The sequence below is a fragment of the Tenacibaculum sp. AWR4_210 genome (assembly GCF_056160945.1).
On the sequence record NZ_JBSWYF010000005.1, the window covers coordinates 49,275 to 75,383 of the forward strand.

The following is a 26,109-nucleotide window of genomic DNA, read 5'->3' on the forward strand; positions in this document are numbered from 1 at the left end:
GAACATGTTTAGTAAATTCATTAAACGTCCCGTATTGGCAATTGTAATTTCAATTGTAACGGTGTTTACAGGATTGTTGTCGATTAATAAATTATCCATTGCACAGTTTCCTCAGATAGCCCCGACAACCGTAAATATATTTATAGCCTATCCAGGAGCAAGTGCTGATGTATTGGTAAAATCGACCTTGATTCCTCTAGAAACTGCCATCAATGGTGTACAAGGAATGCGCTATATCGCTTCCGATGCTACCTCAGCAGGTGAAGGAACGCTGCGCGTAATCTTTGAACCAGGTACGGATCCTAACCAAGCCGTGGTTCGCGTGAAAACCAGAGTGGATCGCGTGATGCCCCTATTGCCAACTTTAGTGCAACGTGAAGGTGTAATTATTACGCCTATTCAACCGAGTATGCTCATGTATGTAAATCTCTTTAGTGAAAACAAGAGCAACGATGAGAAATTCCTGTACAATTATGCCTATACAAAGTTAGTACCCGAATTACAACGTATTAAAGGAATTGCAAGGGCTAAAATTCTGGGAAGTAGAAAATACGCCATGCGCGTTTGGCTAAAACCCGACAGAATGAGAGCTTACAACATCGCTGCTGAAGAAGTGTTGGAAGCCATGCAGGAGCAGAGTATCATTGCGCGCCCCGGTCGACTGGGACGAAGTTCCGGGAAAACAGCACAGTCTTTAGAGTATGTATTGACCTATGAAGGTCGTTATAAAGAGGCCAAGCAGTATGAAGATATTATTATCAAGGCCAACGAAGAAGGGGAACTCGTTAAGCTCAAAGACATCGCCGATGTGGAGTTGGGAAGTGAATTTTTTGATATCTATTCTAACTTAGACGGCAAGCCTTCTGCTTCGTTGGTGTTAAAGCAAACCTTTGGTAGTAATGCAAGTGAGGTTATCGATGCGGTCAAAGATAAACTGCAAGAATTAAAAGGAGATTTTCCACCGGGTATCGATTACAAAATTAGTTATGATGTGTCGAACTTTCTCGATGCTTCCATAGAGCAGGTAATTCACACCCTACGAGATGCTTTTGTACTGGTTGCCATTGTAGTATTCTTGTTTTTGGGGGACTTACGATCGACTTTAATTCCTATTATAGCAGTGCCTGTGTCTTTGATTGGTGCCTTTTTTGTCATGCAGTTTTTTGGACTGTCAATCAATTTAATTACACTCTTTGCACTGGTGTTGGCCATCGGAATTGTGGTCGACGATGCCATTGTGGTGGTCGAGGCTGTCCATGCTAAAATGGAAACAACAGGGCTGTCTCCTTATGAGTCCGTAAAACAGGTAGTAGGTGAAATAGGTGGAGCCATTATCGCCATTACCCTAGTCATGGTATCCGTGTTTATCCCCATTTCATTTATGACAGGTCCGGTAGGAGTTTTTTACCGTCAATTCTCTATTACGATGGCAGGAGCCATTATTATTTCGGCGGTAGTTGCCCTTACCTTAACCCCGGTGCTTTGCGCCATGATTTTAAAAAACAACCACGGAAAGCCACGACGCAAATCACTTGTAAATCGCTTTATTGATGCGTTCAATTCAAAATTTGAAAAGCTTACAGGACGTTATGTTACCTTCCTAAACCACATAGTTAATAGAAGAACAGTGACCTTTGGTATACTCATTGCTTTTTGTATCGGAATTTACACGACCAATGAGGTATTACCAGCTGGGTTTATTCCGAATGAAGACCAAGGAACGATTTATGCGATTATTCAAACACCGCCTGGAGCTACCTTGGAACGCACCAATGCAGTAGCTAAAAAGTTACAAGACCTCTGTGAAGAATTGGACGATGTCGCTTCAGTTTCTTCTCTGGCGGGGTATGAGATTATGACCGAAGGAAGAGGTTCGAATGCCGGGACCTGTTTGATTAATTTAAAACCTTGGTCGCAGCGAAAACACAGTGTTCACGAGGTTATGGAAACTTTGGAAGAGGAGAGTAAGAACCTAGGAGCTATTATTGAATTTTTTGAACCTCCCGCAGTACCTGGATTTGGTTCTTCTGGTGGATTTTCAATGCGTTTGTTAGATAAGACAGACGAAACGGATTACCACGAGTTTGAGAAGATAAACAACGAATTTATGGAGGCACTGGGACAACGTAAGGAGCTTACTGGACTCTTTACTTTTTTCGCAGCCAATTATCCGCAATACAAGCTGGAAATTAATAATAAGGTAGCGATGCAAAAGGGAGTTTCTATCGGAAAAGCCATGGAAAACCTCAACATACTGATAGGGAGTACCTATGAGCAAGGTTTTATCCGTTTTGGACGCTTTTTTAAAGTGTATACCCAAGCGGCACCTGAATACCGCAGATTGCCATCAGATTTAGGAAAGCTCTTTGTAAAAAATGAACTGGGTAAAATGGTTCCGTATTCTTCTTTTATGAAAATTAAAAAGGACTTAGGCCCCAATGAAATTACTCGTTACAACCTGTATAATTCGGCAGCTATTCGCGGGCTACCAGCTCCTGGATATACTAGTGGTGATGCAATACAAGCAATCAAAGAGGTCGCGGCTGAAAAACTGCCCAGAGGTTATGATATTGCTTGGGAAGGGCTGTCGTATGACGAAGCCCAAAGAGGTAGTGAATCGCTGTACATCTTTGCAGTCGTACTCATTTTTGTGTATTTGGTATTGGCGGCTCAATACGAGAGTTTTTTACTACCGCTAGCGGTAATTTTATCCTTACCTGTCGGAATTTTCGGATCCATGTTATTACTGAAACTAATGGGCTTGGCCAATGATGTATACGCTCAAATTGGTTTGATCATGCTCGTCGGATTGCTCGGTAAAAATGCGGTGTTAATCGTTGAATTTGCCGTCCAGCGACGAAGAGAAGGAGCGACCGTAGTCGCCGCTGCGATAGAAGGGGCAAAAATGAGATTTCGCCCTATACTCATGACGTCATTTGCTTTTATTGCCGGATTGATCCCCTTGGTAATTGCTTCTGGAGCAGGAGCCGTAGGAAACCGAACCATAGGTGGTTCAGCCATGGGGGGAATGCTAGTAGGAACCTTTATTGGAGTACTCATCATTCCAGGTTTATATGTAATATTTGGTAAGCTAGCCGAGGGTCGAGGACTCATCAAAGACGAATCTTCAGAACCCATTTCGGAAGAGTTTATGAGAGCTTCAGAAGAGCTGACAAGTACGCAACGTCAATTGAAACAACTCCGTGAATTGTTGGCGAAATTCATCGGTAAAAAACCTCAAAGTAAGTAGATTATGAAAAGAGTAGTGATACGATTATTGGTGGCTTCTATCGCGTTCATCGGAGCTTGTACTCCTGTAAAAAAAGTGAGAGAAGTACGAAGAGAAATGCCGGCGTCCTACGCGGTTCAACAGCAAGACAGTCTGAATTCAGCCAGTATTCCCTGGACTGATTTTTTTGACGATCCCCATTTAAAAGGATTGATAACAGAGGCACTTTCGAACAATCAAGAGCTCAATGTCCTTTGGCAGCGTATATCCATTGCGAAAAATGAAATCAAGGCGCGCAAAGGAGAATACTTGCCTTTTGTAGGGTACCGTGCTGGAGCAGAACTCGAAAAATCGAGCCGATACACTCGAAATGGAGCTGTAGAAGAACAGCTAGAGTTGGAAGGGAAACCATTTCCCGACCCCTTGGGAAACTTGGGGCTTGGACTTGAGGCGAGCTGGGAATTGGATATTTGGAAAAAATTGCGTTCCGCTAAAAAGGCTGCGGTCATGGAGTACTTAGCCACCGTGGAAGGAAGGAATTTTATGATGACACAGCTGGTAGCGGAAATAGCCGAGAATTATTTTGAATTAGTTGCTTTAGACACCAAATTGGAGATTATCAATCAAAACTTACGAATTCAAGGGGCAGCACTTGAGGTTGTTCGTCTGCAAAAGAAGGCAGCGAGAGCCACGAATTTGGCCGTGAAGCGATTTGAAGCGGAAGTACTGAAAAACAAAAGTGAAAAATACGATTTGAAACAGCGTATTGTTGAGGTAGAGAATGCTTTAAACTTTTTGATAGGGCGCAAGCAACAAGTGATTTCTAGAAATACCGATGACTTTTTAAGGAGGAAGTTGCTTCCGGTACACGCGGGCCTACCGGCGAGTTTGTTGCGCAACAGACCTGATGTTCGCAAGGCAGAATACGAATTGGCTGCTGCAAAGCTCAATGTCAAAGTTGCCAGAGCACGTTTTTATCCGAGTTTAGGGTTGAAAGCAGGCGTGGGGCTGCAGGCTTTCAATTCTCAATTTTTGACGCAAACACCAGGAGCACTGGTATATCGATTAGGAGCAGACTTGGTGGGGCCATTAATAAACAGAAATGCTATTAAGGCAGCTTATAGTTCTGCATCTTCCGAACAATTAGCACGTGTGTTTGACTATGAAAAAACACTGCTAAAAGCCTTTTTGGAAGTCGAAAACCAGCTGGCAAAGGTGGAGAATTTAGCGCAGAGTTATCAACTTCAAAGCAAACAGGTACTAGCCTTGACCCAATCGATAGGAATTGCTAATAAATTGTACCAATCAGCGCGCGCTGATTATATGGAAGTACTGCTCACGCAACGAGACGCCTTGGAATCAAAAATGGCGCTGGTTGAAACTAAAAAAGAACAGTTCGTAGCCAGAGTTTCGGTATACAAAGCTCTGGGAGGTGGATGGAAGTAATGGCCATTGAATATAAAATGATGTTTAACTAAAATTTGCAATCATGTCAGTATCAGATTTATTTGAATCACAGGCGCAAAAGAAAAATGTACTACACTTTGCGATACTCGTGAAAATGGCCTTGGTTGACGGGGCTATCAATACCACGGAACGAGAGATGTTAGTGAAGTTTGCGAGAAAACTGAGCATAGCTGAAGATCAGGTAGCGTATATTTTGGAGCATATCGATGCTTATCCGTTACCCAGTGTAGCATTTAAGTTAGAGCGTTTAGAGTATTTGTACGAGTTGTTTCAAATGATTTACAGCGACCATGATATGGATCGTGAGGAAGAAGCGGCAGTGTTTAAGTACGCTATAGGACTTGGGTTTACCGAAGAGGAAGCAGCGAAAGTTATTGCCTGCTCTATCCGAGTTTTTGGAAAAAAAGTACGCTTTGACGAATACTTGTTACTACAAGAAAAGGGATTGAAAGAAAACAATTGATTTTTATTTGTTTTTGGTGGTTGAAGGTGCAGAGAGGTCTAAGGATGTCCTTAGGACTCTCTCACCTTCTTTTGAGATCCCTGAAGAGAAGAACCAAAATCACTTATTTTGAAATAAGAATTATCTATTGTTAAAATACAAACTATAATAATTCTATATTTAGTTTTGTGGTAAATCAATTAAAAGTTTACCAATGAAAAAAACGATTCTTCTAGCAGCAGTAACAGCGTTAGCGGTTTCCTGTTCTTCGGGTCATGATGGTGATCAGAAGGAAAAAGGAGCATGTCCTTTCGGTTTCGATAAGGGACATCAAAAAGAACAAGCCACACGTGGGCAAAAAAATAAGGATTGGTGGCCTAACAAACTCAATTTAGAGGTGTTGGCTCAAAATTCGAATCTGGTAAATCCATTGCAAAAGAACTTTTCTTATAAAGAAGCCTTTGCTAGCTTGGATTATCAGCAGTTGAAAAAAGATTTAACAAAAGTGATGACAACTTCTCAAGATTGGTGGCCTGCCGATTACGGACATTATGGCCCTTTGTTTATCAGAATGTCATGGCACAGTGCAGGTACTTATAGAACAGGAGATGGTAGAGGAGGAACTCGAATGGGGCTGCAGCGTTTTGCACCACAGAATAGCTGGCCCGATAATGGTAATTTGGACAAAGCGAGAAGACTGTTATGGCCAATTAAACAAAAGTACGGACAGAAAATTTCGTGGGCCGATTTAATGATTTTGGCAGGAAACGTCGCTATTGAATCTATGGGCTTACAAACTATAGGGTTTGCTGGAGGTAGAGAAGATGTATGGGTACCACAAGAAGACGTGTATTGGGGATCGGAAAAAGGTTGGTTAGAGAGTAGGCGTTTGAATGAGAAAGGAGAATTGGATTTAGAGCTTGAAAATCCGTTAGCAGCAGTGCAAATGGGATTGATATACGTAAATCCAGAAGGACCGAATGGAAATCCAGACCCTGTTGCTTCGGCAAAAAATATTCGTATTTCTTTCGGAAGAATGGGAATGAATGATGAGGAAACAGTAGCGTTAATTGCCGGTGGACATACCTTTGGTAAAACCCATGGCGCAGGACCTGCAGACAAGGTTGGAGCTTCACCAGAAGCAGCTGGTATAGAAGAACAAGGACTGGGATGGAAAAGCTCGTACAAGTCAGGTAAAGGAAAGGATGCAATTACTTCAGGATTGGAAGTAATATGGACCCCGACACCTACGCGATGGAGTCACGCATTTTTGAATACCTTATTTGATAACGAATGGGAATTGACCAAAAGTCCTGCTGGAGCTCATCAGTGGGTAGCAAAAGATGTAGGAGAGGTATTCCCTGATGCTTTTGATAAAAATAAACGACACCGTCCAACCATGTTGACTTCTGATTTGGCACTGAAGTTTGATCCGGCCTATAAAAAAGTATGTGAGAAATTTTTAAACGAACCTTTGGCTTTTGATAAAGCCTTTGCTAGAGCTTGGTTTAAGTTAACGCACAGAGATATGGGACCTAAAACAACCTATTTGGGGCCCGAAGTACCGAAAGAAGATTTTATTTGGCAAGACCCTATTCCGGTGGCTACTCACAAGAGTATTGATAAAGCTGCGGTAGTACAGTTAAAGAAAGCCTTGCTAAATGCTGGAATTCCTGCCAATCAAATGATCGAAACAGCGTGGGCATCAGCAGCGTCGTATCGAGGATCTGATAGAAGAGGAGGAGCCAATGGAGCGAGAATTCAGTTAGCACCTCAAGTAGATTGGGAAAGTAATAACCCAGCGCAATTGAAAAAGGTATTAGCAGCCTATAAAACGGTACAAGAGAAGTTTAATGCGAATAATGCGAATACGCCTGCATCGATGGCCGATTTGATTGTTCTCGGAGGAACGGCGGCTGTTGAGGCAGCAATAAAAAAAGGAGGCTATGATGTAGCAGTCGGCTTTACACCGGGACGTATGGATGCCTTGCAATCGCAAACCGATGTTGCTTCATTTGCAGTGCTTGAACCTATGGCCGATGGGTTTAGAAATTATCAAAAAAAGAAGTACACCTTAACTACCGAAGAGTTATTGGTAGACAAAGCCCAATTACTGGGATTGACAGCACCAGAAATGACTGTGTTGGTAGGAGGATTACGCGTATTAGATGCCAATTATAAGCAAGCTAAAGAAGGGGTGTTAACCGAGACTCCAGGAGTATTGTCGAACGACTTTTTTGTGAACTTGTTAGACATGGCAACCTATTGGGAGCCTAAAGATGAGGAAGGTGTCGTATTTATCGGAAAAGATAGAGAGACGAAAAAAGAAAGATGGACAGCCACAAGAGCGGATTTAATTTTCGGTTCAAATTCAGAGCTGCGCGCCATTGCTGAGGTGTATGCAAGTAGTGATGCAAAACAAAAATTTGCGGAAGACTTTGCCAAAGCATGGGAGAAAGTAATGAACCTTGACCGATTTGACATAAAACAGTAGTAGTAGTTTAATGGTAACCACCTGTACTTGGAAAATTATAGCCAGTATAGGTGGTTTTTTTATTACAAATTGTATATTTGTCTCACACTGGGGATGTAGCTCAGTTGGCTAGAGTGTTTGACTGGCAGTCAAAAGGTCGCGGGTTCGAGCCCCGCCTTCTCCACAAAAGAACCCCGAAATTTTTCGGGGTTTTGTTTTTATAAATACTGTTGCCGTTGAAGTAGTGTGAACATGAATTATTCCGGGGCTTAGACCTTGCCGGTATCTCCGGGAAGTTACCGAGCACGTCGCTGCGTAGGCAATGAACAAACCATTAAAATGACAATTACGAAGGTTAATATTAAGAGTCCACATCTAGCTGTATTTTACGTGTTATTTCTGTGTTTAGCCATAGGGATGTTGGGATATTATTTTAAAACGGATAGAGTAGATATTCTCTATGTTTCAGGAGGATTATTTTTGTTTGTAGGTCTCTTGATTTTTATTGGGACGTCGACCAAAATTCGCATTGAAAGGAAGGGAATTACACAGCGTACCCTGATGAAAGATTGCGGATTGCAATGGCACGAAATTAAAACCATAGGTGTGTACCGTATTAATAAATTTGGCCTGAAGGTTATGCAACCAGAAGAGTACGATACTTTTAGTTTGCTAGGACAAAAGTTTATTTACGTATCCAATCAACCGGAGTATGTTCCTAAGCAAAACGAAGCAGCTTCAGAAGCCTATGTAAGTTTCCATTGGAGAAAAGAAGCATGGGATGAAATTCAGAAGTACAAAACTAAAATGCAATAGCGATTAAAAGAGTTACTTCTTTATAAAGCAGGAAGTCGCTACGAAAAATAAAAAAAACCGAAGAAATTCGGTTTTTTTTGGTATTAATCGTGCTTAATCTTTTAGAAAATCAAGGAGATTTTTGATGTTTTGTTGGGTAAGATCTTTAAATTGATGCTTGTAATTGAAGGTATTGGTACCTACATTTATTTGTAAGGCAAGTGGATGCTGCTGTCGCAATAAGGAATCTTCAGCCCTAATAAATGCTCCGAAAATATCAGGAGGCATTTGGAGATTTCCCAAGGCAGGGCCGATGAGTTTTTCTGATACTTTATGGCAACTTGCACAAAGTGCTTTAAAAAGTTTTTTCCCTTCTTTTGTTTTAGGATTTTCTAAGGTACTATCAATGAATTCAGTGCCGCAGGTGGCCACTGAACTTGTTTCCGACGGCATAAAAGAATACAGCACCATAAAAATCAAGGTGGCGAATACTACAGAGTACGATATTAGTATTTTGGTCTTGATGGACATGTTTATCTTAAGGCTTGTTTTGCTCGCTCGTATTCTTCGGGAGTGTTGATATTTTGGATGTATTTTTCATCTACAGTTACGAGAGCAACGTCGGCATTGATGAGCATTTTTCGAGGACAGGAGTACCCTTGTGCTAGGTATTGTAACAATTTTCCGTAAGCTTTGGGTTCGTAAATACAAATAAGAGGCTCTGGAAAAGGTTTGTCAGTTCCAATAATCGCGGTTGCCACCTTACTCGGATCCCTCTTTTCCAATAGTAATTGAATGAGCTCTTTATTTACAAAAGGCAAATCACTCGCGATTACCAACCACGCGGTATTGGGATTTTTCTGAAAAGCGGAACAGATGCCTCCAAACGGTCCTAGATTTAAAAAGGTGTCATGAATTTCATCATGAGCATTGCGATTGCTTTGAACTGAAAAAAAGCTGGTTAAATTACAGGCTTCTAAGAGTTCTTTAGCGTATTCTTTTTGAGGTTTCCCGTGGTAGTCTAATACTGTTTTATCGGTACCCATTCGCGTACTTTTTCCGCCGCTCAACACCAGTCCTTGAACGGGAGCAATGGCTCCTTTAATGAGGCGTTCTATATGGTTTGTGATGCCTTCGATATCTTCAAGTGCATAGCAGGTACTATTTTTTATAGTTGGAAATCGTTCTACTAAACAATCAAAGTATTCAGATTCGTCATCTAATTTAATAACGAACTCAATGTTTGTAAATTGGTCTAATCGCTTTTGTATAGAGGCCTCTTTGTTTTTGTCAAGGATGATGATTTGCTTTGCCGCCGGATAGTGATTTCCGTTTATAAAGACCAAGTCGTGATGGTAAAATTGCAGGCGTTGTTCGTAGTGGTTAATGGTACTTCGCGTAGTAAGGGTTAGGTTACCTTCGTGGTGAAATGTATATTCACTCAAGCTATTCGGAGTGACTTCCTTTGCGTGAGAAGCATCGAAATACCCCAAGTTGTATTGAGAAAGTCGTTGACTTACCTCATAAACTAAATCGGCGATGATGCCGCATTTGGTTCCTACTATAGCTAATTCGTTAGGTGCGTATTGATCGTTGTCTTTACGTGTAAGGTTGGTGTGTTTAGTGTGCTTTTTCTCCATAGTGATAATCGGATTTTCCTCCCGTTTTTTTCAGTAGTTTAATTTCTTCTATGCGCTGTTCATGGCTCAGTGCCTTGCACATGTCATAAATGGTAAGACAACAAGTAGAGGCTCCTGTAAGAGCTTCCATTTCAACTCCTGTTTTACCTTCGATACTCACGGTACACAGCACGCGAATACGCGTGGTACTGATGATGTCGATGTCGATGTCGACCCCGCTAATTAACAGGGGATGACACATAGGAATAAGCTCAGAAGTTTTCTTGACTGCTTGAATTCCTGCGATGATAGCAGTTTGAAAAACGGGACCTTTTTTCGTGGTTAATTCGTCGTTTTCAAAATGCTGAATAATCGATGTTCCTAAATACATGGTCGCCTGTGCTGTTGCACTTCGTTTCGTGATGTTTTTTTCCGAAACGTTGACCATTTTAGGATGATTTTTATCGTTGATATGTGAAAAACTACTCAAAATATTGTGGTTTTAGCTGTGTTTTAAAGCCAAGTATATGGCGTTGTTTTCTAGTACATTGTTCGGTATCCTACATAGGTATAGACGCTGCCTTTGGCATAGGTTGTGCCTTCCTTTTTAGGCAAGCAAATAAATCCGTCTGCTTGAACCAAACTCGCCAAGTCTCCTGAACCATTTCCTTTTACTGGAGTGGCGAATAATTGTCCATTTTCAACATGGGTCACTACTTGTAAGAAATACGTTAACGCCGGTTTAAAGTGGACCTCTTCGGTGAGAATTGCACTGATTTCAGGTACCGTAATACCTGTAGTTTGATAGTACCATGGCGTAAAATACATCATGCAGTTTACATAGGTAGATACCGGGTTTCCGGGGAAAGCAAAAATACGACACTGTTTGTAGGTTCCCATCCAAAAAGGTTTTCCTGGGCGTTGACTTACGCGGTGGAAGAGTTTTTGGACACCGAGCTCGTCAAAAACTTCAGGGAGGTAATCGAACTTACCTTTGCTCACTGCTCCACTGCACAAAATAGCATCGTACGCTTGTAAGTACTGTTTCATACTTGCTGTGATCTGAGCTTTTTCATCGTTTAAATGGATGAGAGTTACGGGAATCCTATGTGCTTCTAAAAGGGCTGCAAGGCTGTGAACATTACTCTTGCGTATTTGATGCGGTAAGGGTTGTTCTGAAATATTGACCAATTCATCACCGGTAGAAACAATTAAAACTTTAGGGAGTTTAGCGACTGTCACTACTGCTTTTCCTACAGTTGCCAACACGCCGATTTCTGCGGCTGTAATTCGCGTTTCTTTTGCGATCAGCAGACTGTCTTTTTCGGTGTCTGATCCTTGGGTATGTACGTTTTGTCCTTCTTTAATTTCTGTGAGGTTTACACTGGCCATCAGTGTTTGAATATCGAGATCTTCATAGCGAATAACGGTATCTGTATTTGCAGGTAAACAGGCACCAGTCATGACTTCATAGCAGTTTGCTGCGTTCTCTAAAGTTTGTTGAGCTGCTCCTGCGGCTTGTATACCTTCAATCTTAAAATCTCGTACCCCATATTGAAAAAAACGGTAATTGATGGCTATTCCATCCATAGCAACGCGATTAAAGGGAGGGAAATCTCTATCGGCATAGATGTCTTCCTTTAAAATCCGTCCCAATGCTTGCGCTAAGGGAATGCATTCGGTACCGAAATCGCCGGGGTGTTGTAAAATGAGTTCTTTGGCTTCTGCTACGGTTATCATATTCGTTTGGTGTATTAACCTCCAATGGTTGACATGCTTTCCGAAACGGAACCTCGTTTTCTGTTTTGTTCCGCTTCGAAACCGTTTTTTGGTTTCTGTTTTACCAATTGGAGAAACAATTGTTTTAAGTCATCGTTGCTAGCTCCCTCTCGTATAAAATCGCGAATATTAAAAACGCCATCATCGAACAAACAGTTCTTTAAGAGTCCGGTAGAGGTGAGACGTATGCGATTACAGTCATTGCAAATAGTTCTGGTAAAGGCAGGAATAATTCCAACAGTACCCAAATGATTTGCAGCGCGGTAATTTCTGGAGGTTTCCGAAGGAGCCCCCGGTAGTTTTGTCAGTGAAAATTCTGAGGAAATTTCATTTAAAATACGTTGGAAGTTCCAAGCTTCTTCCAAACTACGCTGTCCTTTACCGTTAAACGGCATTTCTTCAATAAAGCGAACGGCAATGGCTTTGTCACGCGTTAGGCGCACAAAATCGTTGATTTCATCCGTATTAAACCCGGATTGTACTACTACGTTGAGCTTGAGGTCAAGAGAGCTTTGCTCGAGCAGTTCGAAACTTTCAAAAACTTCCTTGTAAACATCGCGTCGGGTGATGGTATGGAACTTTTCTGATTGAAGGCTGTCAATACTGAGGTTGATGCTTTTGATTTTTGACAGTTTTTCGAGCGTAGGAATGTGTTTTGCTATGAGTGCACCGTTGGTGGTAATATTGATAGTTTCTAAGAGGTCGTTAAACGAGAGCATCTCCAAGAACTGAACAAAATCTTTTCTTACAAAAGGTTCTCCACCCGTTAAACGTACTTTTTGAACGCCGAGTTCAGTAAGTACGCGGATAATGCGGTACATTTCTTTATACGTCAACAGTTCCTTTCTCGGAACGATGTCGATTCCTTTTGCAGGCATGCAATACTGACAGCGCAAATTACAGCGGTCTGTAACTGCCAAGCGCACGTAATTTATTTGTCTACCAAAGTTATCAACGAGTTTCTGCATAAGACAAAGGTACGGATTTCGTACTGCTTCCGATACAGGAAAATGAAATTAAGGAGCCTAAACGAGTAGTCCTAAACGATTTCCATTTTTTTGAGTAAAAACGAAGCATTCATATTTTTACAAATTCCGGTTTTCATAGTATAGTCAAAACTCAATTCGTCCCCAGTAATCGTAGCTTCAAAAAAGTAATTGTGGATGCTCGGAACTTCCGTTGCGAGTTCACACAGGCTAACGTCGTGGGTAGCGATGATTCCCGTTGAATTAGAACGACTCAGCTTGTGAACGAACTGCTTTGAACCTTGTGCTTTATCAAAGCTATTGGTACCTTTTAAAATCTCATCGAGAATAATAAAATAACGATCTGTTTTAATGGTATCTACGATAAATTTAAGTCGCTTGAGTTCAGAGTAAAAGTACGATTCATCTTCTGCGAGCGAGTCGGCCGTTCGCATGCTGGTAATGAGTTTGATAGGACGGTATTTAAACGAGTTCGCACAAACAGGTAAACCGCAATTGGCGCTGACTATAGCCAGTGCTACGGTGCGTAAAAAGGTGCTTTTTCCCGCCATGTTTGCTCCAGTTACAATAAAGAAATCGGCTGTCTGTATTCCGAAATCATTGGCTACACGGACCGTTGGCTTCAGTAAGGGGTGAGCCAAAGAGGAGGCTTCAATTCCCGCATCGTGAGATTGTAACTCTGAGGTACAAAATTCAGGGTGGTTGTATTGGTAATTCGCCAGAGAATTGTAAGCGTCAAAAAACTGTACTGCTTCAAACCAAGAGGCTACTTGAATTTGATAATGTTGTAGCCATTGTTCAGCTTTGAAAGCTTGTTTCCAGTCCCATAAAAACAGCCCATTCCCAACAAGAGCAACAATGATATTATTGCGTTGATCAAAGGCGTCGAGTATTTTTGAGAATTGCTTGATAATTGCCGAGGCTTTGCGTTGTTCACTTTCAATAGCACGTTGTTTTGCGACGAGTAAAGAAGCTTCAAACTGTTGATTTTCGATCTCTTCGAGTAGCAGTTGGTACTGCTTAAACAAATCTTTCGCCGCGCTCGCTTGGGTGTAAATGGCTTGTGTTTTTTTTAGTTGGGTAACACTGATGGCAAGGCCACTGATTAGCAGGGCTACTAGCACTCCTATGGGGAGTATACCGAATGCTGTGAGTACTAGGGTAACTACTGAAATACCACCAAAAACTAAAGGTACAAAAGCACTGTATTTGGGCAAGTCACTACGGTAGTTTTTAATCCAGTCGATAAGAGCATCGGTGGTCTTGTCAGAATTTACAGTACTGGCTTTGGCAGAAAAATCTTGACGCCATATAGCTTTTGTTGCCAATTCTTTTACAGCAGCTTGTTTATTGGCGATTTCAGTGATGTCATTACTTGTAAGCAAGGTTGCTAAATGTTGTTTACCATCGCGGGTAACCGTCCTGTTCACGTATTGGAAAAAAGATCCTTGTCCAAACAAATCAATGTCGTGACTGAAGGAATGTGAAGGATTGGAAAATTCTTTACCGGTGCTTGTGAGCACCGAAGTATCTCCATTGAGCACAGCCAGTTCTCGCAGGTTGTAGTCACGCTTGAAATTCAGGATTTTTAAGCGGTGCTTGAACTTTTGAAATTGGACGACGAGTACCGTAAAAACAGCGAGCCCGCAAGCACCAGAGCTCACGAGGATATACGGTTGAGAAAAATAGAAATACATACAAGCAGCAACACTTAAAAAGACAAGTAAGCGCCCTATGCGAAGGCTATTTAATGTTTTTTTTGTTTTCTCGAGTTCTTTATCTAAGAGGGATACCTGATTGGTATAAAAATTGATTGGACTAGTCATGCTATATTTTGAACGGATAAAAGTAAGCTATTAGCTGCATATTTTTTTATAAAATCGTATTTTCGTAGTATGCCAACAGCATTAGAATTACAAGTAAAAACACTCCCAAATCAGCCAGGAGTATATCAGTATTTTGACAAAAATGATACCATAATTTATGTAGGGAAGGCGAAGAATTTAAAAAAGCGCGTTTCCTCTTATTTTACCAAGAATCACGAACACGGTAAAACCCGAATTTTGGTACGAAAAATTGTGCGCATAGAACACATCGTGGTCGATACCGAGACGGATGCCTTGCTGTTGGAAAATAACTTGATAAAGAAGTACCAACCTAGGTACAATGTACTCTTAAAAGACGATAAGTCATATCCGTGGATATGCATAAAAAAAGAACGATTTCCGAGGGTGTTTTCTACGCGGAGAGTCGTAAAAGACGGTTCGGAATACTTTGGTCCCTATACCAATGTAAAAACCGTTACAGCGCTTCTTGAACTCATCAAAGAGCTCTACAGCTTGCGCACTTGTAATTACGATTTACACGAAACAAAAATCCAAGCAGACAAGTACAAAGTATGCTTAGAATATCACTTGGGAAATTGCAAAGGCCCTTGCGAAGGCATGCAAACAGAAGAAAATTACCAACGCGATATCAAAGCAATACGAAATATCATTCGCGGAAATTTTAAAGACAGTTTGGCGTATTTTAATCAGGTGATGATGGATTACGCCGCTGAAATGAAGTTTGAAGAGGCTCAAAAGATCAAGGAAAAGTTAGGGGCACTTCAAAACTATCAGGCGAAATCAACCATTGTAAATCCATCGATCAACAATGTGGATGTTTTTTCGATTATTTCGGACGAGCAACACGCCTATGTCAACTTTTTTAAAGTGATGAACGGGGCTATAGTCCAGTCGTATACCACAGAAATTAAAAAGAAGCTCGACGAGACAGATAAGGAAATCTTAGAGCTTTTTATTTTTGAAACACGACAGCGTTTTACTTCCCTTTCGCGGGAGGTGTACGTGCCTTTTGAGGTGGATTTAGGAGAAAAAATAAAAGTGATAGTTCCTAAATTGGGAGATAAAAAACGCATTGTTGACCTCTCAGTACGGAATGCTAAATACTACCGTCAAGAGCAGTTTAAGCAGGTGAAAATAGTAGATCCTGAGCGTCATGTAAAGCGCATTATGGCACAGATGCAAAAAGATTTGCGTTTGCGAGTTGAACCGAGGCATATCGAGTGTTTTGACAACTCCAACATACAAGGGACCAATCCCGTTGCTGCCTGTGTTGTTTTTAAAGACGGTAAACCCAGTAAAAAGGACTACCGCCATTTTAACATAAAAACCGTGGAAGGTCCAGATGATTTTGCATCGATGGAAGAAGTGGTGTACAGGCGTTATAAACGATTGTTGGACGAAGACAAACCCCTGCCTCAGCTCATCGTGATCGATGGGGGTAAAGGACAGTTATCGTCGGCATTGAAAAGTTTGGATGCCCTGGGGTTACGCGGTAAAATTGCCATTATTGGTATTGCCAAACGCTTGGAAGAAATTTACTATCCCGGTGATAGTATTCCCCTGTACTTAGACAAAAAATCAGAATCGCTAAAGATTATTCAATTTTTGAGAAATGAGGCGCACCGCTTTGGAATTACATTCCACAGGAACAAGCGAAGCAAGAGTGCTATTCAATCCGAATTGGAACAAATACCGGATATCGGTAAACAAAGTATTACAAACCTGTTGCGAAAATTTAAATCGGCAAAACGGGTGAAAAGTGCTAGTTTAGAAGAATTAAAGGAAGTTGTAGGGCATGCAAGAGCCCAAAAAGTATATCAGTTTTACCACAAAGATTAACCTATGAAAAAGCTACTATTACTACTACTGTTAAGCACTGGGATTTTTGCCCAAGAAAAACCCCGCATCGGATTGGTGTTGAGCGGAGGTGGAGCTAAAGGATTTGCCCATGTCGGCGTTTTAAAAGAACTGGAAAAAGCCGGAGTGCAAGTTGACTATATCGGTGGTACCAGCATGGGAGCCATAGTAGGTGGACTCTACGCCGCGGGATATTCGGCGAGTCAAATTGAAAAGGTAATTGATGAGGCCGATTTTATGTCCTTGTTACAAGATAAAGTTACCCGTGATGCTAAGCCGTTTTTTAGGAAACAATACGGAGAAAAATACGCCATTACGCTGCCCATAAAAAAAGGAGGCGTAGGTTTGCCTTTGGGCCTCTCCAAAGGACAAAACGTACTTAACTTTTTGACAGAACTCCTCTCACCAGTAGACGAAATAGAAGATTTTTCTAAGCTTCCTATACCTTTTTATTGCATTGCCACAGATATAGAAGCCGGAAAACAGGTAGTATTAGAAAAGGGATCATTGCCCTTGGCGCTCCGAGCCAGTGGGGCCTTCCCATCACTACTTAATCCTGTAGAAATAGACGGACGTCTGTTAGTAGATGGAGGTGTGGTTAACAATTACCCCGTCGATATCATGCGTACCAAACCCGTTGATTTGGTTATTGGAGTCAACGTTCAAGGGCAGTTGCTTAAAAGAGACGAGTTGTCGTCTGTGGCGTCCTTGCTGCTGCAAATCATCAATTTCCAAATGTATAAGAAAGCAGATGAGCAGGTTAAATTACTCGACATTTCGCTCAAGCCTAATATTTTGGAATACAGCGTAATTTCTTTTGATAGAAAAGGAGAAATTCTGAAAGAGGGTATTCGGGCAGCAAAACCTTACCACGCGGTGTTTGACAGTATTGCTAAACTACAGAAGCGAAAGAAACGCATTTTGACACAGCCCAACAACAATGCTAAATTTTTGGTTGACAGAATTATTATCAATGGAAACAAAAACTACACGGACAATTACGTTTTAGGAAAGCTACAATTGCGTGAAGGAGACAGTGTGTCGTACAAAGATGTTTCAAAAAAAATCAGTTCGTTAACAGCCACTAATAATTTTGAGCGCATTGATTATCACTTCCAAAAGTCGTTTCAGGGTAAAAAACTAGTACTTACCGTAAAAGAAGATAAAATTAAATCGTATTTGCGTTTTGGACTGCATTACGACCTGTTGTACAAATCGGCGGTATTGCTAAACTACCACGATAAAAAAGTGCTGCGTCAGAACGACGAATTCAATTTTGATGTCGGTATCGGTGACCGTATACGTTACGAACTCAATTACTTTGTCGATAATGGTTTGCTGCCGAGTTATGGGTTTACCTCGCGATACAATTCATTTAAAGGTTCTTTTTTCTTCGATGAAGATGTGAACATCAATTCTATAAATTTGAGGTATTTAGACTTTACCAATGCCTTGTATTTACAAACGACTATTGATAAGAAATTTGCCTTTGGTGTGGGGGTTGAAAACAAGCGAATCAAAATTACTTCTGATACCTTTTTAACCAACGGAGAGGAAACTATTTTTGACAATAGTAATTATATCAACCTGTACAGTTTTTTAAAGTTAGACTCTTATGATCACGCCTATTATCCTACGCGAGGTGTCCATGCAGACATCGGGTTCAAATGGTATGTATGGTCTGACCGAAATCGAAAAATGGCACAATTTCCGCAAGGAAGTGATGGCTACAGTCAGTTTTCTCAAATTTCTGGAAGCATAGGTGTGGCGACCACATTTTTTGACCGATTGACTTTTCAATATACCTCTTCAGCGGGCTATACTTTGGGGAACTTATCCAATGAATTATTTGATTTCCGTTTGGGAGGCTATAACAAAAACTTCATTAATAATTTCGTGTCTTTTTACGGATATGATACGGGCATGCTCAACGATCAGTCGTACTTAAAGTCAGAATTTGCGTTTAGGTACCGCGTAATACCCAATCATTTTGCGAGTTTTATAGCCAACTATGCGCGTGTAGAAAACGATATTTTCGCTGGAGGAAAACTCTTTGATAATACCAAATCGGGGTATGCGATTGGTTATGGCGTAGATACCTTTATCGGGCCGATAGAAATTAAATATTCCTGGTCACCAGACCACGATGAACAGTATTGGTTATTCAACTTAGGTTTTTGGTTTTAAACGGCTTTTTCTAGGGTAAATGAGAACTCAGAACCTTCTCCGAATTTACTTTTGAGCAGGATGGTTTCTCCGTGTGCTTCGATGATGTGTTTAACGATAGAGAGTCCTAACCCTGAACCTCCTTGTTCGCGTGATCTACTTTGATCAACGCGGTAAAAGCGCTCGAAAAGTCGTGAAAGGTGTTCCTGTTTAATTCCCTCTCCATTATCGGTAACCTTGATGATGAATTTTCTGGAATTGTAATTTTCGATACTCACTGTAGTAATACCGCCTACTTTACCGTATTTGATAGAGTTTACAACGAGGTTAATGAGTACTTGTTCTATGCGTTCCATATCACCTTTTACGAAAAAGGGAAATTCATAAACGCGATCAAAAAGCAACTTGATTCCGCGTTTTTTTGCCTTCATCTCGAACAAATCAAACACGTTTTGGATGAGTTCTAAAATATTAAAGGTTTCGATATTCATTTTCATACCCTCTGTTTCTAGTTTGGCAATCATGTCCAAATCTTTGATAATTGAGGTCAAACGTTCGACTCCTTTATTGGCGCGTTCTAGGTATTTTGTACGAATTTCTTCATCGTCAGCCGCTCCTTCCATAAGCGTTAGAATATACCCTTGTACTGTGAATAATGGAGTTTTTAACTCGTGGGCAACATTCCCAAGAAAATCGCGTCTAAAAGAATCTCTTTGCGTCAAATGCGCAATTTCTTCACTCTTTCCTTCCACGTATTCCTGCACGGTTTTAGTCAATGCTTCTACATCGGTAGTAACTTTTTTTCGTTTGAGATCATTGACATCTAAAATAGAAATGTTCTCGTAGAGTTTTTTAATTCGCTGATAAATAAAATGTTCGGCGCGGTATTGAATGACAAAAAATGAAATTACAAATAGCAGGAGCCCAAAAATAACCACCGTCACAAATCCTAAGTATTTAAATAACAATAAATAAGACAGAACGGCAAAGGTAATTGACAGTATGGTCAAGTAAAGGGCTGAAGACAGCGCGTATTTGTAGGTTTTTTTAATTTTCACGAGTAAGAAATTTTACTTTTGCTGTGTAAATAATAAAAGTAGATTGCGGTAAGGCAATCTACTTAGTGTATGGTATTTTTTTAAGTTTTGGGGCTTATTTGTCTGCGTTTTCCAGTACAAATTTATACCCAACACCTTTTACAGTTTTAAAATAATCGTCTCCAATTTTTTCTCGGAGCTTTCTGATGTGAACGTCGATGGTACGACCTCCCACCACAACTTCATTACCCCAAACACTGTCTAAAATTACTTCGCGTTTAAAAACTTTTCCAGGTTTAGAGGTCAGCAATGAAAACAATTCGAATTCCTTTCTAGGTAAAGAAATCTTATTCTCTCCCTTGAAAACTACGTATTCATCGCGGTTGATAACAATATCACCAATCTTTGTCGTAGCGTCTGCTTGTTCTTCCGTTTTAAGCCTGCGGAGTAGTGATTTTACCTTACTTACAAGTACCTTAGGTTTTACGGGTTTGGTGATGTAGTCGTCAGCACCAGCGTCAAATCCGGCTACCTGTGAATAATCTTCTCCTCGTGCCGTTAAAAAGGAAATAATCACATCTTCTAACGATTTGATTCCCCTAATTTTTTCGCAAGCTTCAATACCATCCATCTCTGGCATCATGATGTCTAACAGAATTAAATGAGGACTTACTTTCTTCGCGGTTTTCACTGCTTCAGCACCGTTATTTGCTGTAAAAACTTGATATCCTTCAGATTTCAGGTTGTAACCAACTATTTCTAAAATATCTGGCTCATCGTCTACCAACAAAATCTTAATATCACTAGTATTCATACGTGTTTTTTTAGGTAATAATACCCAAAAGTAACGATAAAATAACAATTTGACTGCATCGTGCTTTAACTTAACGTTGATTTAATGTTACTGAAACTTCTACGAGTCCTAGCCTTTATTTTTCAGGTACTTAACGTTAAGTTAATATACAATGCGCTGCGGTTTTATAATTTTGTTCGACAAAAATTAAACCTACAAGCAAATGAAAAAAAATTACTTTTTTGTATTATTATTAATCCTTTGCCAAGCAACTTTTGGCCAGGCTACTGATCTGTACATTAGTATGTACGCTGAAGGGAGTAGTAATAACAAGTTTATCGAAATTTACAATGGAACGGGAGCGAATGTGGACTTATCGAAGTACAAAGTTCGCGGATCTAACAACGGAGGAGATTGGAAAGCCGAAAGAGATGTGGCTTTGACAGGAACTTTAAACGCCGGAGCCGTATACGTGATTGCGACAGATGCAGCCGATGCGACTATTTTAGCGAAAGCAGATTTAAAATTAGCCTATGAAAGTCCTGTTCACTATAATGGAGATGATGCTATAGGTTTGTTTAAAGACAACGGTTCAGGAGCCTTTACCTTAATCGATGTGGTAGGAGTTCCTACTACTGACCCAGGAACAGCTTGGGAGGTAGCAGGTGTTGCCAATGCAACCAAAGACCATACCTTAACGCGTAAAGCAACGGTGTGTAAGCCGAACGCAGATTGGGCAGCCTCTGCAGGAACCAATGCAGGAGATTCTGAATGGATAGTAACGGCTAAAGATTCAGAGTGGGGAAGTTTAGGAAGCTTTAACGGATGTTCTTCAACACCTTCGTTAAGCATTTCTTCACCTACCGAAAATCAAGTAGTACCTTATGCAGCTACCGTAACGGTGAAGTTTAACGTAACTAATTTTAACGTGGCTACCGGTGGTACTGGAGATGGATATATCAAATGGAAATTGAATGACGTAGCGCAAGCAGCAAAATACGATACCAATGACATCAGTATTAATGTAACTGCTGGAACGAGTTATAAGGTTTATATGGAGTTGGTAGACAACAGCGGAAATCCTTTAGCTACAGCGGTGAATGTGACCAGAAATTTCACGGTAAATAAACCTTGTGATTTAGTTATTGGAGCTATCGAAACGACCTGTGATGCACTTACAGCAGGTACCGATACTTTCAGCGGATCAATTGCCTTTACTGGTGGAAATACAGGGGTTACTTATACGATTAAAGCACAAGTAGGCGGTTCAGATGTTGGAACCATCGGAGGTGACAACCCGAGCACTGTGGCTTCTGGTAAAATCACATTTACCGGATTAACGGAAGGGACAGACGTAAAAGTAACCATCGTCGGGGATGCTACGAGTAGCTGTGATTTTTCGAGAACTTTATACAGTCCTACCTGTACAGCGTTTCCAATTGTAGAAACGTTTGATTACGCTGCCGACAGTAAATTAACAGATGCAGCTTTATGGCAAACAACGTCAACTTCAACGGACAAAGTAAAAGTAGTAGCGGCCACTTTAGGAAATCCTTACCAAGCAGCAGAGTTCCCAAATCCAACAGGAAACATGGTGAGTTTTGACGGAGCTGGAGCCGATCCATACCTAGAGTTTTACCAACAAAAGGCAGGTACTGTATATGTATCATTTGTATTTACAGCTGCAGATATCACGAAATTGACCAATGCAAACGGCGGTTATTTTGCTGTTTTAGCAGAGCCAGGAGGATCGTATAAAGGTAGAATTTGGTTAAAGCAAGATGCTACCGATGCTACCAAGTACAAAATCGGAATGAGCACAGGAAGCAGCAGCGCGAGCTATACAAGTACTTTACACACTCCAAACGAAGAAGTGTTTTTAGTAGTTGGATTTGATTTTACGAGCAAAGAATTGTTGTTGTGGGAAAACCCAGCACCGGCTTCTTTTGCAGCAGCCTCAGCACCAGCAGCTACGTTAAAGGCAACAGCTACAGGAAACGATATTCCAAGTAGTTTAGGACGTTTCTTATTGCGTCAAGATTCAACCAGTGAAACACCGAGTATTTTATTCGATGAGTTGAGAATTGCAACTTCTTGGAAAGACGTGACTCCAAAAGGAGCAACAGCCTCGATAGATAAAAATAGCATCGCCGGATTTGCTGCCTATCCAAACCCAGTTTTGGATAAAGAGTTTGCGTTGACAACAGCGTCAAGCGAAGCAAAGAAGGTAGAAATATTTACAGTTTTAGGAAGCAAAGTTCACACCGAAGTGGTAAAAGGATTGACAAACCGTATAGATCTTCACGGATTGAATGCCGGTATTTATTTATTAAAAGTTACCGAAGGAACTAAAACAGCGACTAAGAAATTAGTAGTAAAATAAAAGAACTGCCCGTCAGTTACACCAAAGAGAGTCATTAAAAAATGGCTCTCTTTTTTTGTGCTAAGAAATGCTACATTACCTAAAAAAGACCAAATGGGTAAGAAAAAGTTGGGGCTGAATTCCCCGTTTACACGGCGTTCGGAGAGGTCGAGTTGTCTGCGGACTTTGAGTACATTGCTATTTATTGATATTGAAACTGTACCTCGCTTTGAACACTGGAATGAGGTACCTGTAGCGGAGCGGCAGTTGTTCGAAAAAAAGACCGCCTATCTGCGCAAAGACGTATTGCCAGAAATTTACTACGAACGCGCTGGTATTTGGGCAGAGTTCGGAAAGGTGATTTGTATTTCTACAGGCTTTTTTACAAGCCTAGAACCGACTCGAAAATTCTGTGTGAAGTCATTTTATCACCGCGATGAACATCAATTATTAAAGGCTTTTAAAAGGTATTTGTACAAGGAGTTTAACTGTAATACCTTGTTGTTTTGCGCTCACAACGGTAAAGAATTTGATTTTCCGTATTTGGCAAGACGCATGCTAATCCATAATATCAGCCTGCCAAAGGCATTGGAATTTTTTGGTAAAAAACCTTGGGAGATCCATCATATAGATACTTTGGAACTCTGGAAATTTGGTGATTTTAAACATTATACTTCCTTGGCGCTATTGAGCCATATTTTAGGAATTCCTTCGCCAAAAACAGCTATGGAAGGCAGCGATGTTGCAAGGGTGTATTACCGAGATAAAGACCTTCGAAGAATTGTGAGGTATTGCGAACGAGATATGCTAACGGTAGCTCAAGTGTACTTGCGATTGAACGACCTGCCTTTATTGCAAGCGGCAGAATTACAAGGACAGTTTGGCTGAGGGTATAAAAACACCTCCAAGTAGCAGTATCGCTTTGGAGGCGTTATATTTGAACTAATTTACAGGTACTACCTTTTCCTCGTACAGATCTTGTCCGTTTGAATCTTTCCCTTTCCAAAACTTAAATACATAAGATTGGCGCTGAGTCACCTGAATTGGAACAATCAATTCGCGTTCAAATACTTGTTCTATACATGCCGATTCCAAATCTTCAAGAGCTCTGATAGCAATGATGCGTGCAGTATCTTGATATTGGTAATACAAACTGTGGTAGCTATGACAGCTATTGGGCAATGAATATTTTATTTTTATCGTATCGACAGTTCTATACGTGAAACTACTGGGAGTCTCAAACGAGTCGATAGGCAGGTATTTAGCAGCCAAGTTTTTATTGTCTAAACAGCTGGTTAAAAAGCTAAATATCAAGCCTAGTAAAAGTATTTTTTTCATGATGATTGGATTAAAATTGATAAATAAGTCCCGAATAAATTCCTAAGTTGTACGGTTGAAAACCGTTGGAATTTTTCGAGAAGGTTTGAAAGGGGACCTTAAACATAGGGTTGATACTCAATTGGAGCTTAGCGTTTAAGTCGTATTGAAAATCCAAACCTATATTTCCACTAAAATTAATACTGTTTAAGTTATTCGCTTTTCCGAGCACGCGCGAACTGCTTTCTGTGTGCAAGAGAATTTGGTTCTGTTGTAAAAATAAAGAACTGACACCTCCGACGAGTTTCGAACGGAATCGCGTTCCTTCCAAGAAGGTATACTGAACTTCTAAGGGAATTTCTATATAGCGATAGTCTTGCACTAACTGCGCATTTTGTGCGCTGACATTAGCGGTGTTCAAGGCTACAGCCTTATCCGTAATTTCTGAGTTATTCACGAGGTACACGGCTTCTCCTTCGTACTCGATTCCCGATAAGGCACTATTGCGCACATTCGACAAAACAGCGAGATTTCCATTAGAGAATCCCATTTTTTGCAGTATTACGCCCGATTGCAAGGTCCATTTTTTATCGAGTTGTAAAGCAACACGGAGTCCGTAAGCAAACGCATCTTTTCCTTGAGTTTTGGTAGTATTTAAACTGCGGTCAACAGGTGATGCATTGCCAAATGAATTGGCTTGGGTATAGGCAAAAACAGGTGCTACCGACCAGCTTTTTTTCGATTTTGACGGAAGGTCTATACTGTCTTTGTTTGCCATGGCCTTTACAAAGTCTTTTTTAGCTTTGGAATGCTTGGCTACGCGTTGCAAACTATCGTTGTCAACAGTAGAAATATCGGTACTAAAAATCTTTTCCATAGCGCTTTTTAGTACATCCGATACAACCCCTTCTTTTGCTGTATCGGAAGGTTTTTCATAAGCAATCACAGTACCAGTATCTCGTTGTTTTGGGATGTTAGTAATTTTAGTTGCTGTTTGAACTCCTCCGGAAGCGCCACCCATGGAACGCTGTTGAGGCGAATTGGTAGCGACTTCTACAGGAGCGTCATCAGACGTATGAATAGTATCAACCGGTACAACTAAACTAGGTTGATCTAGAGGTCTCTTTACGGGTTCTTCCGTGATAATTACAGGGATTTCAGGAATTTGCTGAGGACTGGTTCCGCTGAACAAAGGGTACAACAAATACGCTAAAAGCAATAGGGCAGCCACACTGCCGTACAACCACCACATAGGAAGTACGCGTCTTTTTTTCTTTTCAAGTCGCGCCTCGATTTGTTCCCAAACTTCTGGACGTGGCTGTGCCTCAAACCCTTCTAGTTTTTCCTGAAACAATCTATCTATGTCTTTTTGAGTATTCATTTACGCTTCTTTTTGTATTTTTTGCTGTACTTCAATTTTTTCTTTCAAAATCATACGAGCCCTAGAAAGGTTAGACTTTGAGGTTCCTACGGTAATTTTTAACAGTTCGGCAATTTCCTTATGTGCGTACTTGTCCAATACGTAGAGGTTAAAAACCAAGCGATATCGATCGGGTAATTCTTGGATACAGCCGAGTAAAAAATCTACGGGTACACTGTTTTCATCATATACAACCTCTTCAATTTCTTCTACATCATCGTCTTTTACTATTTGCAAAGGCGTGTGTTTTCTGAATTTCTGTAGTGCCGTATGTATGGTCAATCGCTTTAGCCATCCCTCAAACGATCCGCGGTGCTTAAACTGGTGTATTTTTTTAAAAATATTGATAAAACTATCTTGTAAGGTATCTTCTGCATCCTGGTAATTCCGGGAATATTTTAGGCAAACGGCAAAGAGTTTAGCAGCGAAAAGTTGGTACAGTTCTGCTTGTGCCTTGCGGTCTTGCTGAATGCATTTTTCTATGATAGCCTGTAGGTTAATAGTTTTGAGTTTTTTTAAA

20 protein-coding genes and 1 tRNA gene are annotated in these 26,109 nt (G+C 40.7%); 10 read left to right on the forward strand and 11 right to left on the reverse strand.

Features of this window, described 5'->3' with window-relative positions; translation table 11 throughout:
* Positions 1–4 precede the first annotated feature (4 nt).
* From ACXAG7_RS10205 to ACXAG7_RS10230, 6 genes are all read left to right on the forward strand, one after another.
* Complete coding sequence (locus ACXAG7_RS10205; RefSeq protein WP_476666743.1) at positions 5–3,250, forward strand: efflux RND transporter permease subunit; 3,246 nt, start codon at positions 5–7, stop codon at positions 3,248–3,250.
* 3 nt (positions 3,251–3,253) lie between these two features.
* Positions 3,254–4,675, forward strand: a complete 1,422-nt coding sequence (locus tag ACXAG7_RS10210; RefSeq protein WP_476666744.1) for a TolC family protein — start codon at positions 3,254–3,256, stop codon at positions 4,673–4,675.
* Between the two features lie 43 nt (positions 4,676–4,718).
* Complete coding sequence (locus tag ACXAG7_RS10215; protein WP_476666745.1) at positions 4,719–5,159, forward strand: TerB family tellurite resistance protein; 441 nt, start codon at positions 4,719–4,721, stop codon at positions 5,157–5,159.
* Positions 5,160–5,352: 193 nt separating this feature from the next.
* Positions 5,353–7,632, forward strand: a complete 2,280-nt coding sequence (katG, locus tag ACXAG7_RS10220; RefSeq protein WP_476666746.1) for a catalase/peroxidase HPI — start codon at positions 5,353–5,355, stop codon at positions 7,630–7,632.
* Positions 7,633–7,721: 89 nt separating this feature from the next.
* Positions 7,722–7,795: transfer RNA gene (locus ACXAG7_RS10225), tRNA-Ala, on the forward strand.
* Between the two features lie 155 nt (positions 7,796–7,950).
* On the forward strand, positions 7,951–8,427 hold the full coding sequence (locus ACXAG7_RS10230) for a hypothetical protein (protein WP_408045641.1): 477 nt from the start codon (positions 7,951–7,953) through the stop codon (positions 8,425–8,427).
* Positions 8,428–8,520: 93 nt separating this feature from the next.
* Here the strand turns inward: ACXAG7_RS10230 and ACXAG7_RS10235 are convergent, their stop codons facing one another.
* The 6 genes from ACXAG7_RS10235 to ACXAG7_RS10260 all read right to left on the reverse strand — a co-directional run bounded on the left by ACXAG7_RS10235 (position 8,521) and on the right by ACXAG7_RS10260 (position 14,616).
* Entirely contained in the window at positions 8,521–8,937 is a 417-nt protein-coding gene (locus tag ACXAG7_RS10235; RefSeq protein WP_476666747.1) for a c-type cytochrome, read from the reverse strand.
* Between the two features lie 2 nt (positions 8,938–8,939).
* Positions 8,940–10,046 (reverse strand): NTP transferase domain-containing protein, encoded by a 1,107-nt coding sequence (locus tag ACXAG7_RS10240; RefSeq protein ID WP_476666748.1) that lies wholly within the window; start codon positions 10,044–10,046, stop codon positions 8,940–8,942.
* Positions 10,027–10,515 carry a cyclic pyranopterin monophosphate synthase MoaC gene (gene moaC, locus ACXAG7_RS10245; protein ID WP_408045638.1) on the reverse strand — a complete coding sequence of 163 codons (489 nt, stop codon included), beginning with the start codon at positions 10,513–10,515 and terminating at the stop codon, positions 10,027–10,029. The genes ACXAG7_RS10240 and moaC overlap by 20 nt, the downstream gene beginning before the upstream one ends.
* A gap of 50 nt (positions 10,516–10,565) precedes the next feature.
* Entirely contained in the window at positions 10,566–11,765 is a 1,200-nt protein-coding gene (locus tag ACXAG7_RS10250) for a molybdopterin molybdotransferase MoeA (protein WP_476666749.1), read from the reverse strand.
* Positions 11,766–11,779: 14 nt separating this feature from the next.
* Positions 11,780–12,772, reverse strand: coding sequence for a GTP 3',8-cyclase MoaA (gene moaA / locus ACXAG7_RS10255; protein WP_408045636.1), 993 nt, complete (start codon positions 12,770–12,772; stop codon positions 11,780–11,782).
* A gap of 71 nt (positions 12,773–12,843) precedes the next feature.
* A complete protein-coding gene (locus ACXAG7_RS10260; protein ID WP_476666750.1) occupies positions 12,844–14,616 on the reverse strand; it encodes a MutS-related protein in 1,773 nt (590 codons plus the stop codon).
* A 69-nt stretch (positions 14,617–14,685) separates the two neighbouring features.
* Here ACXAG7_RS10260 and uvrC point away from each other — a divergent pair, with 69 nt between their 5' ends.
* Entirely contained in the window at positions 14,686–16,476 is a 1,791-nt protein-coding gene (uvrC, locus tag ACXAG7_RS10265; RefSeq protein WP_476666751.1) for an excinuclease ABC subunit UvrC, read from the forward strand.
* A gap of 3 nt (positions 16,477–16,479) precedes the next feature.
* Positions 16,480–18,681: a patatin-like phospholipase family protein gene (locus ACXAG7_RS10270; RefSeq protein ID WP_476666752.1), complete on the forward strand. Its 2,202-nt coding sequence runs from the start codon at positions 16,480–16,482 to the stop codon at positions 18,679–18,681.
* On the opposite strand, the gene ACXAG7_RS10275 is transcribed toward ACXAG7_RS10270, so the two are convergent.
* Both ACXAG7_RS10275 and ACXAG7_RS10280 read right to left on the reverse strand, forming a co-directional pair.
* On the reverse strand, positions 18,678–19,718 hold the full coding sequence (locus tag ACXAG7_RS10275; RefSeq protein WP_408045632.1) for a sensor histidine kinase: 1,041 nt from the start codon (positions 19,716–19,718) through the stop codon (positions 18,678–18,680). The genes ACXAG7_RS10270 and ACXAG7_RS10275 overlap by 4 nt on opposite strands.
* A 94-nt stretch (positions 19,719–19,812) precedes the next feature.
* The gene (locus ACXAG7_RS10280; RefSeq protein WP_408045631.1) at positions 19,813–20,511 is read right to left on the reverse strand and encodes a response regulator transcription factor; all 699 of its coding nucleotides are present in this window, start codon (positions 20,509–20,511) and stop codon (positions 19,813–19,815) included.
* Positions 20,512–20,713: 202 nt separating this feature from the next.
* Between ACXAG7_RS10280 and ACXAG7_RS10285 the strand changes: the two genes are divergently transcribed.
* Together ACXAG7_RS10285 and ACXAG7_RS10290 are read left to right on the forward strand one after the other, a co-directional pair.
* Complete coding sequence (locus tag ACXAG7_RS10285) at positions 20,714–22,873, forward strand: T9SS type A sorting domain-containing protein (protein WP_476666753.1); 2,160 nt, start codon at positions 20,714–20,716, stop codon at positions 22,871–22,873.
* A gap of 93 nt (positions 22,874–22,966) precedes the next feature.
* Positions 22,967–23,740 (forward strand): 3'-5' exonuclease, encoded by a 774-nt coding sequence (locus ACXAG7_RS10290; protein WP_476666754.1) that lies wholly within the window; start codon positions 22,967–22,969, stop codon positions 23,738–23,740.
* A gap of 54 nt (positions 23,741–23,794) precedes the next feature.
* Here the strand turns inward: ACXAG7_RS10290 and ACXAG7_RS10295 are convergent, their stop codons facing one another.
* Genes ACXAG7_RS10295 through ACXAG7_RS10305 form a run of 3 tightly spaced genes read right to left on the reverse strand, consistent with a single transcriptional unit; the run spans position 23,795 to position 26,090 of the window.
* Positions 23,795–24,190, reverse strand: a complete 396-nt coding sequence (locus ACXAG7_RS10295; protein WP_408045628.1) for a hypothetical protein — start codon at positions 24,188–24,190, stop codon at positions 23,795–23,797.
* Positions 24,191–24,200: 10 nt separating this feature from the next.
* Positions 24,201–25,550 (reverse strand): hypothetical protein, encoded by a 1,350-nt coding sequence (locus ACXAG7_RS10300; protein WP_476666755.1) that lies wholly within the window; start codon positions 25,548–25,550, stop codon positions 24,201–24,203.
* Complete coding sequence (locus ACXAG7_RS10305; protein ID WP_408045699.1) at positions 25,551–26,090, reverse strand: RNA polymerase sigma factor; 540 nt, start codon at positions 26,088–26,090, stop codon at positions 25,551–25,553. It abuts the gene before it with no gap.
* Positions 26,091–26,109 lie beyond the last annotated feature (19 nt).

Bases quoted from the DNA above. Each gene is read 5' to 3' on its own strand.
- ACXAG7_RS10205 (WP_476666743.1), top strand. From the start codon at position 5: ATGTTTAGTAAATTCATTAAACGTCCCGTATTGGCAATTGTAATTTCA.
- ACXAG7_RS10210 (WP_476666744.1), top strand. From the start codon at position 3,254: ATGAAAAGAGTAGTGATACGATTATTGGTGGCTTCTATCGCGTTCATC.
- ACXAG7_RS10215 (WP_476666745.1), top strand. From the start codon at position 4,719: ATGTCAGTATCAGATTTATTTGAATCACAGGCGCAAAAGAAAAATGTA.
- katG (WP_476666746.1), top strand. From the start codon at position 5,353: ATGAAAAAAACGATTCTTCTAGCAGCAGTAACAGCGTTAGCGGTTTCC.
- ACXAG7_RS10230 (WP_408045641.1), top strand. From the start codon at position 7,951: ATGACAATTACGAAGGTTAATATTAAGAGTCCACATCTAGCTGTATTT.
- ACXAG7_RS10235 (WP_476666747.1), bottom strand. From the start codon at position 8,937: ATGTCCATCAAGACCAAAATACTAATATCGTACTCTGTAGTATTCGCC.
- ACXAG7_RS10240 (WP_476666748.1), bottom strand. From the start codon at position 10,046: ATGGAGAAAAAGCACACTAAACACACCAACCTTACACGTAAAGACAAC.
- ACXAG7_RS10250 (WP_476666749.1), bottom strand. From the start codon at position 11,765: ATGATAACCGTAGCAGAAGCCAAAGAACTCATTTTACAACACCCCGGC.
- moaA (WP_408045636.1), bottom strand. From the start codon at position 12,772: ATGCAGAAACTCGTTGATAACTTTGGTAGACAAATAAATTACGTGCGC.
- ACXAG7_RS10260 (WP_476666750.1), bottom strand. From the start codon at position 14,616: ATGACTAGTCCAATCAATTTTTATACCAATCAGGTATCCCTCTTAGAT.
- uvrC (WP_476666751.1), top strand. From the start codon at position 14,686: ATGCCAACAGCATTAGAATTACAAGTAAAAACACTCCCAAATCAGCCA.
- ACXAG7_RS10270 (WP_476666752.1), top strand. From the start codon at position 16,480: ATGAAAAAGCTACTATTACTACTACTGTTAAGCACTGGGATTTTTGCC.
- ACXAG7_RS10280 (WP_408045631.1), bottom strand. From the start codon at position 20,511: ATGAATACTAGTGATATTAAGATTTTGTTGGTAGACGATGAGCCAGAT.
- ACXAG7_RS10285 (WP_476666753.1), top strand. From the start codon at position 20,714: ATGAAAAAAAATTACTTTTTTGTATTATTATTAATCCTTTGCCAAGCA.
- ACXAG7_RS10290 (WP_476666754.1), top strand. From the start codon at position 22,967: ATGGGTAAGAAAAAGTTGGGGCTGAATTCCCCGTTTACACGGCGTTCG.
- ACXAG7_RS10295 (WP_408045628.1), bottom strand. From the start codon at position 24,190: ATGAAAAAAATACTTTTACTAGGCTTGATATTTAGCTTTTTAACCAGC.
- ACXAG7_RS10300 (WP_476666755.1), bottom strand. From the start codon at position 25,550: ATGAATACTCAAAAAGACATAGATAGATTGTTTCAGGAAAAACTAGAA.